General features: G+C 38.7%; 14 protein-coding genes. 9 read left to right on the forward strand and 5 right to left on the reverse strand.

Going from position 1 to position 14630, the window contains the following annotated elements:
* Positions 1-11: 11 nt before the first annotated feature.
* Entirely contained in the window at positions 12-719 is a 708-nt protein-coding gene (locus Q4534_RS11295) for a YebC/PmpR family DNA-binding transcriptional regulator (protein ID WP_303613282.1), read from the reverse strand.
* 175 nt (positions 720-894) lie between these two features.
* Here Q4534_RS11295 and Q4534_RS11300 point away from each other — a divergent pair, with 175 nt between their 5' ends.
* The 4 genes from Q4534_RS11300 (at position 895) to Q4534_RS11315 (ending at position 3949) form a co-directional block, all read left to right on the forward strand.
* Complete coding sequence (locus Q4534_RS11300; protein ID WP_303613283.1) at positions 895-2217, forward strand: NAD(P)/FAD-dependent oxidoreductase; 1323 nt, start codon at positions 895-897, stop codon at positions 2215-2217.
* Between the two features lie 96 nt (positions 2218-2313).
* Positions 2314-2688, forward strand: a complete 375-nt coding sequence (locus Q4534_RS11305; RefSeq protein ID WP_303613284.1) for a hypothetical protein — start codon at positions 2314-2316, stop codon at positions 2686-2688.
* Between the two features lie 164 nt (positions 2689-2852).
* The gene (locus tag Q4534_RS11310; RefSeq protein ID WP_303613285.1) at positions 2853-3464 is read left to right on the forward strand and encodes a TIGR04282 family arsenosugar biosynthesis glycosyltransferase; all 612 of its coding nucleotides are present in this window, start codon (positions 2853-2855) and stop codon (positions 3462-3464) included.
* Positions 3465-3475: 11 nt separating this feature from the next.
* Entirely contained in the window at positions 3476-3949 is a 474-nt protein-coding gene (locus Q4534_RS11315; protein WP_303613286.1) for a GyrI-like domain-containing protein, read from the forward strand.
* Between the two features lie 129 nt (positions 3950-4078).
* Here Q4534_RS11315 and Q4534_RS11320 read toward each other — a convergent pair whose 3' ends face one another.
* Positions 4079-4579, reverse strand: coding sequence for a hypothetical protein (locus Q4534_RS11320; protein WP_303613287.1), 501 nt, complete (start codon positions 4577-4579; stop codon positions 4079-4081).
* A gap of 279 nt (positions 4580-4858) precedes the next feature.
* On the opposite strand from Q4534_RS11320, the gene Q4534_RS11325 reads away from it, so the two are divergent.
* Entirely contained in the window at positions 4859-5155 is a 297-nt protein-coding gene (locus Q4534_RS11325) for a hypothetical protein (protein WP_303613288.1), read from the forward strand.
* Positions 5156-5212: 57 nt separating this feature from the next.
* Here Q4534_RS11325 and Q4534_RS11330 read toward each other — a convergent pair whose 3' ends face one another.
* The 3 genes from Q4534_RS11330 to Q4534_RS11340 form a co-directional block, all read right to left on the reverse strand.
* Entirely contained in the window at positions 5213-6457 is a 1245-nt protein-coding gene (locus Q4534_RS11330) for a PepSY domain-containing protein (protein WP_303613289.1), read from the reverse strand.
* Positions 6458-7062: 605 nt separating this feature from the next.
* Positions 7063-7746 carry a TonB family protein gene (locus Q4534_RS11335; protein ID WP_303613290.1) on the reverse strand — a complete coding sequence of 228 codons (684 nt, stop codon included), beginning with the start codon at positions 7744-7746 and terminating at the stop codon, positions 7063-7065.
* Positions 7747-7881: 135 nt separating this feature from the next.
* Positions 7882-8907: an ABC transporter ATP-binding protein gene (locus Q4534_RS11340; RefSeq protein WP_303613291.1), complete on the reverse strand. Its 1026-nt coding sequence runs from the start codon at positions 8905-8907 to the stop codon at positions 7882-7884.
* Positions 8908-9183: 276 nt separating this feature from the next.
* Between Q4534_RS11340 and Q4534_RS11345 the strand changes: the two genes are divergently transcribed.
* The 4 genes from Q4534_RS11345 to Q4534_RS11360 all read left to right on the forward strand — a co-directional run bounded on the left by Q4534_RS11345 (position 9184) and on the right by Q4534_RS11360 (position 14574).
* The gene (locus Q4534_RS11345) at positions 9184-10119 is read left to right on the forward strand and encodes a hydrogen peroxide-inducible genes activator (RefSeq protein WP_303613292.1); all 936 of its coding nucleotides are present in this window, start codon (positions 9184-9186) and stop codon (positions 10117-10119) included.
* 169 nt (positions 10120-10288) lie between these two features.
* Positions 10289-11683, forward strand: coding sequence for a dipeptidase (locus tag Q4534_RS11350; protein ID WP_303613293.1), 1395 nt, complete (start codon positions 10289-10291; stop codon positions 11681-11683).
* A gap of 90 nt (positions 11684-11773) precedes the next feature.
* Positions 11774-13747 carry a cytochrome c biogenesis protein CcdA gene (locus tag Q4534_RS11355; protein WP_303613294.1) on the forward strand — a complete coding sequence of 658 codons (1974 nt, stop codon included), beginning with the start codon at positions 11774-11776 and terminating at the stop codon, positions 13745-13747.
* 206 nt (positions 13748-13953) lie between these two features.
* Entirely contained in the window at positions 13954-14574 is a 621-nt protein-coding gene (locus Q4534_RS11360; protein WP_303613295.1) for an HPP family protein, read from the forward strand.
* Positions 14575-14630 lie beyond the last annotated feature (56 nt).

Consider the following 14630-nt stretch of genomic DNA (forward strand, 5'->3'; position numbering starts at 1 on the left):
AAATATTTGGATTAAGCCATATTATGGTAAACATGGTTTACATCATCATCCTCTTCCATCCGCTCAATCATTTTGTTTATGTCTTCCTCTTGCTCACTTGTCAATTCGGTGGTAGACATAGGAAAACGTTGCATTTCCGCACTTATTACTTCTATGCCTTTGTCTTCAAGTGCTTTTTGCATGTTTCCAAAGTCTTCGAAGGCAGTGTAAACAAAAATTTCTCCCTCATTCTCGTCTATATCCTCTAAACCAAAATCAATTAATTCCAATTCAAGTTCTTCCAAATCATAGTCGGCTTTGGCAAATCGGAATACTGCTTTTCTATCAAAGGTAAAGCTAACCGAACCACTTGTGCCCAAAGAACCGCCTGCTTTGGTAAAATAGTGCCTTACATTGGCAACGGTTCTATTGATATTGTCTGTAGATGTCTCTACGATGACGGCAATGCCATGTGGGCCATAACCTTCATATACTACTTCTTCATAGTCGCTTTCATCCTTATTGCTAGCTCTTGATATGGCAGCTTCTATCCTGTCTTTGGGCATGGAGGCACCCTTGGCATTCTGAATGATGGTCCGCAACTTGGAATTATTAGCCGGGTCGGGTCCACCTGCCTTGACAGCCATTACAATTTCTTTGCCCAATCGTGTAAACACCTTGGACATTTGACTCCATCTTTTGAATTTTCTTTCTTTTCTAAATTCAAATGCTCTTCCCATAATTTTTTATTTTTCCAATTTTGTAAAAATAATTAAAATTTTTGATAGGACTAATATGATTACAAAACTTACCACGACTAAACTAATCACAAGGTTTTGTGGATTTAATGAACTATGACACACGATATACGTTTTATTTTTAGGTAATACAACCCTCATCTAAAAATTTTTAGTTATGGATCAACCCCTTCCAAACCTCCCTAAATTATCCCTTCCAAGAATAGTTGTTATAGGTGCAGGATTCGCAGGTCTCAAGCTTGCCAGAAAACTAAAAAACAAAAACTATCAGGTGATCCTATTGGACAAAAACAATTATCACCAGTTCCAACCTCTCTTTTATCAGGTAGCCACGGCAGGATTGGAACCCAGTGCCATTTCATTCCCTTTGCGTAAGGTTTTTCACAATACCCCTAATGTGACCTTCCGAATGGCTGAAGCACAAAGGATCGATCAAGAAAAGAAATGTGTATATACTGACATCGGCTTTTTGGACTATGACTACCTCATTTTAGCCATGGGAGCAGATACCAATTACTTTGGGATGAAAAACATTATGGAAAACAGCCTTCCCATGAAATCTGTCTCCGAAGCCTTATTTATAAGGAATAAAATAATTTCTAATTATGAAAGGGCCATCAATATTGCTGATCTGGAAAAACGAAAAGCATTAATGAATGTGGTAATAGTCGGGGGAGGCCCTACAGGGGTGGAATTGGCCGGAGCAATGGCCGAACTTAGGAATAAGGTTTTTCCAAAGGACTATCCCCAGCTTAACTTTGATAATATGAAGGTGGTTTTGATAGAAATGGGGCCATCACTGCTAGCAGGAATGTCCGCTTCCTCAGGCCAAAAGGCCAAAGAATACCTGGAAAGCCTAAAAGTAGATGTTATGCTTAATACTGCTGTTGAGAATTACGATGGGCTAAACGTAATTATCAATGGTGAAGAAAAACTTAAAACGAATACCTTGCTTTGGGCTGCGGGAATTGCGCCCAACGGCATAGAAGGAATCGTAGACACACAAAAATTCAAGAATGGACGACTGCTGGTGGATGAATTCAACCTTGTTCACAACAGCAAAAACATTTATGCACTAGGGGACCTTTGTTTGCAACAATTGCCGGATTACCCTAAAGGCCATCCGCAAGTTGCACAAGTTGCCATCCAACAAGCAGATAACTTAGCAAATAATTTTCTGGGGCAATTAAAAGGAAAAGCACCAAAAGCTTTCCGTTATAAAGATCTGGGGAGCATGGCCACGGTTGGTAGGAAATTAGCTGTGGTTGACCTTCCTTTTATTAAATTTCAAGGTATCCTTGCTTGGTTTATCTGGCTATTCGTCCATTTGATGGCAATTCTAGGTGTCAAAAACAGGATTTTTATTTTCCTTGACTGGTCATGGAATTATCTTGCCTTTGACCCTTCCCTGAGGTTACTTATCAGGCCTACTTATGTTAAACCCAAAGACAGAGAAGAACTGATTGAAGACAAAACCTAAAATTTTCCCAATTTTTAACATTCCTTAACATCGGATCATTAAACTTGTTCAATCTCTGTCGGTCTAACAGCTATAGAAACACAAAAAAGAACAATTATGAAAAAGTTAATAATGATTTGTGCACTGGTAGCAGCTACCGTGGTGCACGTACAAGCACAAAGACAAGGTGACAGAGAAATTAATCCTGAGAAAATGGCCGAAAGGATGACTCAAAGGATGGATGAAAAACTAGATCTTACTGAAGAACAAGAAGAACAAATCAACGCTTTATTTCTTGAGCAAGCCATTAGTCGAAAAGAATCCCGAGAAGCAGAAAGAGAAGAAATAAAAGCAGCAAGGGAAGCACACCAACAAAAATTGGAGGCTATTCTAACTCCGGAACAAAAAGAAAAATGGGATGCTGAGAAAAAAGAAGCAGGGAAAAAAATGCGGGAAAACCGAAAAAAAGGTCGTGGAAATGGTGAAGAATAATTCTTAAAAACACCCTGAAAAGACCGTATAGGTAAACAATCCTATCAATCCTGCAAATAAAAAAGCCAAGGCTTAAATCCAGCGTTAGAACAACGTTTCTCCTGGACAAGAACCATTGGCTTTTTTTATGCGTATAGTCAACTTAGTGTAATTTTACTCAGTCCATGAAAAAAGCCATCATTGTTTTCCAAAAATTCCCTTCACCGGGAAAAGTAAAAACCCGGCTTGCAGCGACTATCGGAAATGAGAAAGCCGTTTTTATTTATACCTATCTTTTAAACTATACCCACAAGTTACTCTCCTCAATCAAGGCTGATGTATTGATTTTTCATGAAGGCCCAATTGATACAAAACAATACGCAAAAGACAACTACTCTTTTTATCCGCAAACCGGTAAAGACCTAGGCGAAAAAATGAGTCAAGCTTTTGATCAAGCCTTTACAGAAGGTTACGAGCATGTTATCATCATTGGTACGGATTGCATCGAGCTACGATTAAGACATATTGAAGAGGCCTTTGCTTGCTTAGCAAATAATGATCTCATATTAGGACCTGCTGAAGATGGGGGCTATTACCTGATCGGACTGAATAAAAATGATGGACAATTGTTTGAAAACATCGCTTGGAGCAGTGATTCCGTATTTGCAAATACCATAGCCATTGCCACCGAAAAGCAGCTCAAAGTACATCTGTTGGAATGCCTCAATGATATCGATGAATATTCAGACTTAAGCGATCAACTAATAGCACTCATTTCAGAAACTGATTCCAAATAATTAAATCAAATATGCAAGCCCACATAGAAACCCTAAAAGCCAAACAGTTGGTAGGCCTAAGTTGCTCCATGAGTCTTGTAAAAAATGAAACTGCGGCCTTATGGAAGCGGTTTATGAAAAATAGACCAATTCATTCGAGCGAATTTATTGCCATGCAGGTCTATGGTCCGGACTATTTCAGCGCTTTTGATCCCACAAAAGCATTTCAACAGTGGGCTTGTGTGGAAGTTGATAATTTAAAAATTATTCCGGAGGAAATGGTACCCTTTCTGATTCCTGCCGGCTTGTATGCCAAGTTTAATTATAAAGGCCCAAGTACTGACCATAGCATCTATGATTATATTTACAGGCAGTGGGTCTCACAATCAAAGTATCAATTAGACGATCGCCCTCATTTTCAGGTGATGGGAGAGAAATACAGCAATACCTCAGCAAGTTCAGAAGAAGAAATATGGATCCCAATTCTAAACAAAAATTCTAATTGAAACCAATCTTGAACGTGGATTTGGCAATAGATCTTTCGTTTTTATAATCAATAGTTAAAACTTAAAGAGAATTTGGGGGCTTGCAATGATAGGCTCATGCTATTCAAGGCTTTATCTCCCTGATTTAAATTATATAGGAGAATAGGAGACATATTCTTTTCGAGTATAAGGAGTAACAGGAATACAAATACTGGAAAGTAAAGGACTACAGGTTTTGGTCATTTCCAAAATTTGCCCATTACTTTTAAATGCTAAACCTAAAGTTGTATTTTCTATCACCTCAACCTCTGAAAGACCTTCAATTTCTTCATATAGGTTAACACCTAAATTTAAAAGCCTTCGTTCTTCTTTCAATACCAGTTCTTTTCCTTCCAAAATATAATCTCCCACCAAATACATGGCATAGCCCAAAGTTTGATTGCTCTCCGGATCTTTAAAGTAAATATATCTAAAATACCTTCCGCTTTCATCAAACCCATAAGCATCTACTTGATTAACGCCCTGGTTTTCCATGTAAACTGAGTTTTCCCAGTTCCCAATAAGGCTTTGGACATTGATGTCTTGCTCCTCAACACAACCCACCCAAAATAAGGTTATGGTAAGCATTAAAAAAATGGGATACCGTTTCATAATAATTTAATCTTGTTACCTATTTATGACGAACTTATGATCCATTCCGTCCTAAATAAAGCAAAATAAACTTTATTAATACAGTATAATCGTCTTTCCAATATTCTTAAAGAACTAAAAGTTAACTTTACATCTGGATTTCAGAATTAGTTCAAGTCAGCTGAAAGGCGAATATTTTCTACTTTTGGAATTAATTATTCATTAGCCTTAGGCCAAATTCAATAATCCAGCACCAATCTTTATAAAGATATCGAACCCCACCATACTCCCCTAAACCTAATGACTTTTTTATACCTCATATACATACTATTTGCCATTAATGTAGCGGTGGGTTTCAAAATCTACTTTAAGGTAAATGGCTTTTTAAAAAAACACAATCTCACCATAAAAAAACAAAGCATCAACCTTCAATTTACAGTAAAGGAACTTGCCCAACTTTTTGAACAAACTGATTCGGAAACATTAAAACGGCAAATCCATAAAATCATTCGCCAAACCAAATACAATTATTGGTTGGGCAGGATATTCTTTGTCTTATTTATTGGTATAGTGATTTATCTTTTTTTGATTGATTAACAGCATGCCCATTATCTGGTTCAAGATAACCACCTATTTAAAATACGACAGCAGAGACTAAGCCAATTGTTCTTTCTTTTTATTCTTCTTTTTCGGTTTTTTCATTTTATTGACCCAAATCAAGGTACCGGTCACCGGAAGACTTGTCGCAATTAAGCAGGAAATAAAATAGAGAAGCTTAGAAAAAGACCCATAAACATTGCCCAAATGTAGGGCTTTAATGGATCCGGATATGCGTTCATTCAAAGGCTTCTCCTTAAAAATATCTGCTTCCACTACCTCGGCACTTGCCACATCAAGAACCAATTTATCTGAGGCTGCAGGTGCAAAAAATCCAGCTTTTGTCTTACTGATACTAATGGTTTTGCCGCCATTTTTAGGCAAGCTTAGTGTATACTCCCCCGCATAGTCCAACACTTGATCTGCACTGTATAAATAATCCTCTAGCGGCAATACTTCAATTTTTTCTTGTTTCTTTTTTTCTCCTTCACCTTTACCTTGTGCTGCTGCCGGACCATGTCCTCCTACACTTCTTTCCTTATACGTTCCCAATGATTTTTGCAAGGCTTCTCTGTACCATGGAAAGGAAAAGAAGGGTCCTGTTACCCCCATTAAGAATAAGATGATGGCTGAATAAAATGCCAATGAATTATGAAGATCATGGTTTATTCTCTTCCAATTTCCGCTCAATTTTACTTTTAATCCTTGACGCCAATGCTTCGCCTTTCGGGGCACCCATATCACCAAGCCGGTTAGCACACCTATGGTAAAAAGAATGGTGGAGGCTCCTGTAATATAGCTTCCCAATTTCCTGTTTTCTAAACCTTCAAATATTGGTTCTTCGATTTTGTCTAACAACAACCAACGGTGCAAACTAAACATGTATCCCATAAAAGTGACTGCAGCATTTTCTTCTTTGCTATTGCCCAGCATTTCACCGGTATAGGGGTTAACGAAATAGGTGGTTCCGGACCTGCTTTTGTCTCCTTTTGCTCTGGCAGAAATCTGAAAGCTTCTTTCAGCATCTGAAGAAACCCTTACACCTGTAATGTTTCCATCAATCAGCTCCCTGTTTTTATCAAGCAATTCATTTGGAGATAGTCTAGCTACACCTTCAGTCTTGCTCACTTTGTAGAGATGAGAAGCACTCCATTCTCTAATTTCAGTATTGTAAACATATATTGTACCTGTGAGGCACACTACTAAAAGTACTATTCCACTAATCAACCCTGCCCACAGGTGTATGTCATTGAGAAATTTCCTGGTTTTCTCCCACAAAGTAATGTTTTTTTGCTTCGCCATTTTCTTGGTTGTATTGATTTTGTAAACAACAGAGTAAATAACCCTTTCAAGCTATTTTCACCCTCAAATATTTATAGGTTTCAAAACCCGCCTTTTTTCAAAATCATAACAAGCTTACCCTGCTGTGATTTATCCTCCGGACGGCCTTTAGTATTAGACTACCGTATGAATTGCCAAATTAAGTTTAGACCCATCACTAGAATTCTTCCCCTTAATCTTGTAGGAAATGATGGAAGCACAAATTTAAACATTATTTAGATTTAATCTAAGAAAGATTTAAATAAGCGACAAATATAAAAAAACCTCTCAATTCTACCGAAAGAATCAATAAAAAAATCAGATCTGTAAACAGCTAAAAAAGAGACCCTTATATCCATCTGGAATTTATTCAGGGGGGTAAAAGGTTAAATTATTTTGGTGTTTTTTTGCAATGACTATCCATCAAACCTTCAAAGGTTTTACTGAAGGACAGACGCAAAACATAAATTCCCTACCGGAAAAAGTCAGTATTTTCCGCAAAGAAACTTTCTCAAAATTGCGATTGATTGCCATTTATCAAAGTATAACACAGAACAAATCGAGAATATTTATTAGTATAAATGGTATTATCCCAGCCGAAAATTAAAATACAAAAGCACCAAACAATCCGTAGCTTCCCCATCTAAATATAGCGGTATCCAGTCGTTCGGCATAAAAGATACCACCCTTAATGCCTCGGCATCTAAGGCCTTATCTCCGGGCTTGGGAATAAAGGGCCGGACCATTTCCCCTTCTTTGGTAATGGTCACCATCACACCTACAGTGCCGGAAACTCTTTTTGCCCTTGCAGCATGCGGATACTGTACATTATTGGCCAAAAAATACAAAAACTTAGCATCCCCGCCGAGCAATACAGGAATAGCGCCGGTTTCTAATGGTACCAACTCTTGGTCTTTTAAAATATATACCGCCTTAACGGCATTAAAATTTTGCAGGTATTCGAAATTTTTTGTTGTGTAATTGTACTTCTGGATTAAATTATTATCTGTATCAAAAAATTCCCAGCTACCGGACTTATTCCCCTGCCTAAACTGGCCCTTCACCCGGAATCCCAACTTCCCCTTGTACTTCATTTCGGCAGCGCCTTCTTTTACTTGTGAGCCTTTAAGCACATGGTAGGTAAAAACCCTATTTGGATTTTTACTTTTCTCATTTACCTTTTGAAGTTCCTGAGAGAAAGAGGAATATAATGCGGAACAACATAAGGTAATGGTAATTAAAAATTTTATCCTACTATTGGTCTTATTCATGGTTGAAAGGGCTTATTGAATGACTCAAAGTTACAATATTCTTTTACATTAAACCTATTAGGAGTTCAATTTTTCGGCAAATAGGCCCTTGCAAAGGGCAGCTTTTTATACCTATAAAATTATATGGCCAATATTTTAAAAAGCATCTTCCACCTTAAAAGATCTGAGGGTAAAAAACACATTGCTCCCAATGGTAAAAACCTTATTGGGTGATGATTTTACCAAAATTGATTTACCCAAATCATCTTCTAATGCTACCAGCTGGTGATCACCGTAGAATGAACATTGCCTCACTGTTCCTATCAGGGCTTGTCTCAAGCCTTTTTTCACTTTGACTTCTTCGGGTCTAAAATTAATTTTTACCTTACTGTTGAAAACCTTGGAGCGCTCGTCATCTATAAACCCAAATGAAGTATAAAATCCATCGTTTGTCGCAGTGGCAAGGATTTCATTTCTTTTTCCAAAGAAATTGGCTACATAAGAATTTAATGGCCGTTGATATATATTTTGTGGGGTATCAATTTGTTGTAAATAGCCTTTATGAAACACAGCCAAGCGATCTGAAATTGACATGGCTACAGCGCTATCACGCGTTTCCACTAAGACCGTAATGCCGGCTTTTTTCAAACATTGCCTGGTTTCTGCTATAAGATCGTGTTTGTACATGGACCTCAGCTGACTGAAAGGGGCTGACAAAACTATTAGCCGAGGCTCGGGTGCCATGGCCCTGGCTAGTGCAGTCCGGAACCGGTCTTCTACGGTTACCTCTTCGGCATATTTATCTGAAAGATTATCCAGACCTAGCCATTTCAAACAAGCCAAGGCCTTCTGCTCAACTTCCTGGTTTGAACCTTTTAAGCCAAATTTTACATTTTCTAAAATGGTGAGATTTGGAAATAGGGCAAAGTCCTGAAAAACCACTCCAATTTTAGGCCTTTTAATCGAAAGTTTACCTAAGTTTGGGTCTAAAAAAAACAATTTACCACTGTCAAAATTTTCTAGGCCCAGTATACCTCGGATAAGGGTTGACACACCTGAGTGTTCATCCCCTGACAAGGCCAAAATCTCTCCTTTTTCTAATTCAAAAGAAACCTTGGTTAAAGTAGCCGTCTTATCTTTGGCATTTAATTTTTGAATACTTTCCAGCTTTAGTAGGTGCATTGAAAATTTATGATCTCTATAAAATCTTAAACATTAATTTTGGATAAAATTCTGAGCCTAGGGCAACAATATTTTTGCTAAATCACTATATTTTCTCCCATTATGCACAGAATTGGTTACCAAAATTCAAAGTTAAGCCAATTTCTTGTGATAAGACTGAGAAGAACGCATAGGAACTGAATCCAAAAAATTAATTACCTGAAAAAGGATTAAATGTCCGCATTATTTGGCCCAAAGCGGTAGAATTTCGTTAATTCATTACCCTAAACGAACATTATGACGATACAGCAACTGGAATATATATTGGCCGTAGAAAAATTCAGGCATTTTGGCCAGGCGGCTGATGCTTGCTTTGTTACGCAACCAACCCTAAGTGCTCAAATAAGCAAATTGGAAAGAGAGTTGGACATCCTCTTGTTTGACAGGTCTAAAATGCCGGTGATCCCTACTGAGCTTGGAGAAAAAGTTATCCTTCAGGCCAAGCGAGTGGTCCTGGAAAGCAAAGGTATTTTGGAACTGGTGGCAGAAATGAAAGGTGAAATCGGGGGAACCATAAAAGTTGGTATTATACCTACCCTTGCCCCCAACCTATTGCCACTTTTTATAGGGAATTTTATTGATAAATATCCTAATGTACTTTTAGAGGTCCAAGAAATGGTCACAGAGGAAATCCTTAGCAGGTTAAAAAATGATGAACTTGATTTGGGTTTAGTGGTAAGTCCACTTCAAGAAGGTGGGATTGTTGAAAAGCCTATTTTCTACGAGAAATTTTTTGTGTACCTATCCAAAGAACACCCCCTTTTAAACCGAAGGGAAATTCCTGTAGGGGATCTTCCGGCAGAGGATTTGTGGGTGTTACAACAAGGTCACTGTTTTCGAGATCAAGTACTTAATCTTTGCGATAAAAATGTCTTTCAACGAAAAAATTTCCATTATGAAAGTGGTTCTATTGAGGGACTAAAAAACATGGTGGACCGGTACACAGGAATTACATTACTTCCTGAACTTGCTACCGAAAACCTGTCTGAAGAAGAAAAAACCAGACTCAGACCATTTGCAGGAAATCCACCGGTAAGAGAGATCAGTCTGATAAGAACGCGTAACTTTTTAAAGCAAAGGTTGGTGAACTTGCTTTTTGAAGAAATCAAGGCTGCCATCCCTCCACATATGCAATCAAACAAGGAAGGGCGACTGGTAAATTTTAAATTATAGGGCAAAATCCATTCAAATTGTCTTAATTTTATGGTTTAATTCAAGCAATTCAGCGGTCATTTTAAGCGTCTCCTTAACCGCTTTAAGAAAAAAAATACAAGTATCGCAAAACGAAAAAATATTCTGCACACTAATTACCCTTTTTGGGTATAAAACAAAATATAGCATCATGGAACTAAAAAAATACATTGAATCCAATTCCGAAAGATTTTTAGATGAGCTGTTGGATTTACTACGCATCCCCTCAGTTAGTGCTGATCCTGCTTATAAAAAAGAGGTTTTCACTGCTGCTGAATTTGTAAAAAGCAGCCTTGAAGATGCAGGAGTAGCTCATGCAGAAATCTGCCAAACGGATGGCTATCCTATCGTTTATGGGGAAAAGATTATTGATCCTGCGGCACCTACAGTCTTGGTATACGGACATTATGATGTACAGCCTGCAGATCCTCTAGAACTGTGGGATTCTCCTCCTTTTGAACCTGTGATCAAGAAAACTGAGAGTCACCCCAATGGAGCTATTTTTGCCAGAGGATCAGCAGATGACAAAGGACAGTTTTACATGCATGTGAAAGCTTTTGAAGCCATGCTTTCCAGTGGTCAGCTCAATTGTAACGTTAAGTTTATGATTGAGGGGGAGGAAGAAGTTGGCTCAGAAAACCTGGATGTTTTCGTGCGCAACAATCAAGAAAAGCTGAAAGCAGATGTGGTGTTAATTTCCGACACCTCTATGATTTCCCTGGAACATCCTTCAGTAACCGTTGGCTTGAAAGGCTTGGCATATATGGAAGTAGAAGTTACGGGGCCAAATAAAGATTTGCACAGTGGAACATTCGGTGGAGCAGTGGCCAATCCTATCAATATCCTTTGTAAGATGATCAGCTCTCTTCATGATGAAGACAATCGCATTACCATACCCGGCTTTTATGACAATGTTGAGGAGTACGATGAAGCATATCGCCAACAATTGAACAAAGCTCCTTTTGATGAAGCGGATTATAGGAAAAAATTAGACATTAAGGAAACCTATGGAGAAAAAGGCTACACTACCATAGAAAGGGTGGGCATTCGACCAACCTTAGATGTGAATGGAATTTGGGGTGGATACATAGGAGAAGGAGCCAAGACGGTGCTTCCGTCAAAAGCCAATGCAAAGATCTCCATGCGTCTGGTTCCCAACCAGGACCATAAGGCCATAGCCAAGCTTTTTGAAGAACACCTTAAGAGCATTGCTCCTCCTGCAGTAAAGGTTAAGGTTGTGCCCCATCATGGTGGACAAGCGGCAGTAATTCCTACAGATTCCATAGGTTATAAAGCGGCCGAAGCTGCCATAGATGAGGCTTTCGGAAAAAAAGCAATCCCAACAAGGGAAGGAGGATCCATTCCTATCACTTCACTGTTTCAACAGGTTTTAGGCCTAGACCCAATATTGCTTGGTTTTGGACTGGATACAGATGGCATCCACTCTCCAAATGAGCATTATGGGGTAGACAATTATTTTAAAGGCATAGAAACCATTGCTTTGTTTTTTAAACATTATCATCGCCTTTCAAATAAAGATGAATAGATAGAAACAAAAGTAAAAGGAGATAAGGAACTAATCATTAACGTTTTTAATTACTATTGGATGTATCACCAAATTGGGTAAAAAACGGTAATGAATTTCAATAAGTTAATTTTTATAACCTTAAGCTTCTTTTTCTTGAGCTTCTCATTAAGTGCTCAAGTAATTTCCCCTCCAAATTGGGAAATTCAACTAAACCAAAAAAATCCACAGGTAGGAGATGAGCTTACCCTTATTTTTAAGGCCGCCATCCCTACCAATTGGTATATTTATTCCAATGAGTTTGACCCCAACCTTGGGCCTTTACTGACTGAGGTAAAGCTGGAGGAGTCCAAAGGCATAAATTTGGTGGGTGGCTTGGAAGCCATTGGCTCCAAACAAAAATACGATGAGATTTGGGAAGGGGACATCACCTATTTTGAAAAAGAAGGACTGTTCCACCAAAAGCTTATCATTACCGAGGAAAATGCAGTAATTAAAGGCACACTGGAATACCAAATGTGTTCTGACATTACCAATCAGTGCATCAATTACCAAGAGGATATCAATATCACTCTAGGTGATCCAACATCAAGTGAGGGCCCTAGTGAAGCTACCCCTGAAGAAATCACTTTAGAACAACCTGAAGAATCCTTGATAGGATTTATGTTTATTGCCTTTCTTGCAGGTCTGGCCGCACTATTGACCCCTTGTGTTTTTCCAATGATACCGATGACAGTTACCTTCTTTACAGGAAGAGGTAAAAACAAACTGGAAGGATATAGAAACGCCTTTATTTATGGCTTTTCGATTATTGCTATTTATACCATTGCCGGCACCTTACTTGCAGCCATTCAAGGTCCTGAATTTGCCAACTGGTTGTCAACTCATTGGCTTCCAAACGTATTCTTTTTCGGGGTATTTATTTTCTTTGCATTGGCCTTTTTAGGTTTGTTTGAGATCACTCTTCCCGCCGGATTTGTAAATAAGATGGATGCTCAAGCAGACAAAGGAGGCATGCTGGGTATTTTCTTTATGGCATTTACGCTCGTGCTGGTTTCTTTCTCCTGTACCGGCCCAATCGTAGGTTCAATCTTAATAAGTTCTGCCGGAGGGGCCTTGCTCAAACCCATTTTGGGCATGTTTGCCTTTTCCTTGGCTTTTGCATTGCCCTTTACCTTATTTGCTATTTTCCCCGGCTGGTTAAATTCCCTGCCAAAATCCGGAGGTTGGTTAAATTCAGTAAAAGTGGTTTTGGGCTTTTTAGAACTTGCCTTGGCTTTCAAATTCCTAAGTGTTGCCGATCAGGTTTACCATTGGGGCATTTTAGACAGAGACATCTATTTGGCGATCTGGATAGTAATTTTCACATTGCTGGGCTTGTACCTTCTTGGTAAATTACGGCTTCCGCATGACAGCCCTTTGGATTTTGTCAGTGTGCCGAGGTTAATGTTAGCCATCGCCACATTTGTTTTGGTGGTCTACATGGTTCCGGGTATGTGGGGCGCACCACTTAAGGGCCTTAGTGGCTATTTACCTCCCCTTTCATCACATGATTTCGACCTGAGTAAAATCAGTCGCCAAAGCTCAGAAAACGAACTGGACGAAATTCCTAAGTACGCAGATTTCCTTCACTTCCCTCACGGCATCCAAGGTTATTTTGACTATGACCAAGCCTTGAGAGCCGCCAAAAGGCAAAACAAACCCTTGTTTATCGATTTTACCGGACACGGTTGTGTCAATTGTCGCGAAATGGAGGCAAGGGTATGGTCAGATTCTAGGGTGCTCAAACGCTTGAAGGAAGATTTTGTAATGGTAGCCCTTTACATTGATGAAAGGTATACCTTGCCGGAAGAACAATGGTACACTTCTACCTACGACAATAAGGTCAAAAAAACCATTGGCAAGCAAAATGCGGATTTTCAAATTACACGCTTTAATAACAATGCCCAGCCTTATTATGTGATTTTGGATCATGAGGAAGAGTTGCTAATTAATCCCATCGCTTACGAAACGGACATCCAAAAATTCATAGACTTTTTGGATAAGGCAAGTAAGGAATTTAAGAATAGAAAAGGTCAAAATTAACGAACCCTTAATCTTTAAATTAACTAAACTGAAGCCATCCAATTCCCGGATGGCTTTTTTATTGAAAGGCAATAGATAGAATCCCTCAGAGCCAAATAAAATTGAGGAACAATTGAGGTAAACTATTTTCTATTTATTTATACCAAACATTGCTAGCAATCTAACTATTGGCCAACTTTGCGGGCCAAAAGTCATTCTAGTTAACAGTGAGGAAGTTTAAACAAGGTATTCAAAAGGTCAAATTGATCGCCTATAAGGAAACCAGCCACCAACCCATAGATAACCTTTGGTCATTTTGTGGCGCCTTTATAGGCATTGCGGCCATAGGTATGCTCCAACAATTGTTTTACCATCTTGAAAGAGAAGATCAATTGTTTTTAATAGGTGCATTTGGTGCTTCTTCTGTTTTGCTATTCAGTGCCTCCAACAGTCCTTTGGCACAGCCCCGGAACACCTTATTTGGGGGTACCCTTTCTGCCTTGGTTGGAGTTTTGACCTATAAGTTGTTTTATTTAGAGGAATTTATTTGGCTTTCTCCTGCATTGTCTGTTGCCTTGGCTATACTGGTCATGCAGTATACCAAAACCTTGCACCCTCCCGGAGGCGCCATTGCTTTGATCGCCAATATTGGTTCTGATGAAATAAAGGAAATGGGATTTCTATATGTACTCAACCCCATTTTCAGCGGCCTAATGATTTTGCTTCTTGTCGCTTTATTGTTTAATAATATTTCTAAAAATAGAATTTACCCCTATCGGGATGTCAATATTAGAAAGCTCAGTTACTTTGAGAAACTCTTCAAATGGAAGATAAAGAGCCCCAATTAAGCCCAAACAATTACAAAACCTTACTTAGAATTTTAACAAGCGGGGGATAAACTTTA

The organism is Cyclobacterium sp. 1_MG-2023 (assembly GCF_030546805.1).
Lineage (GTDB): Bacteria > Bacteroidota > Bacteroidia > Cytophagales > Cyclobacteriaceae > Cyclobacterium.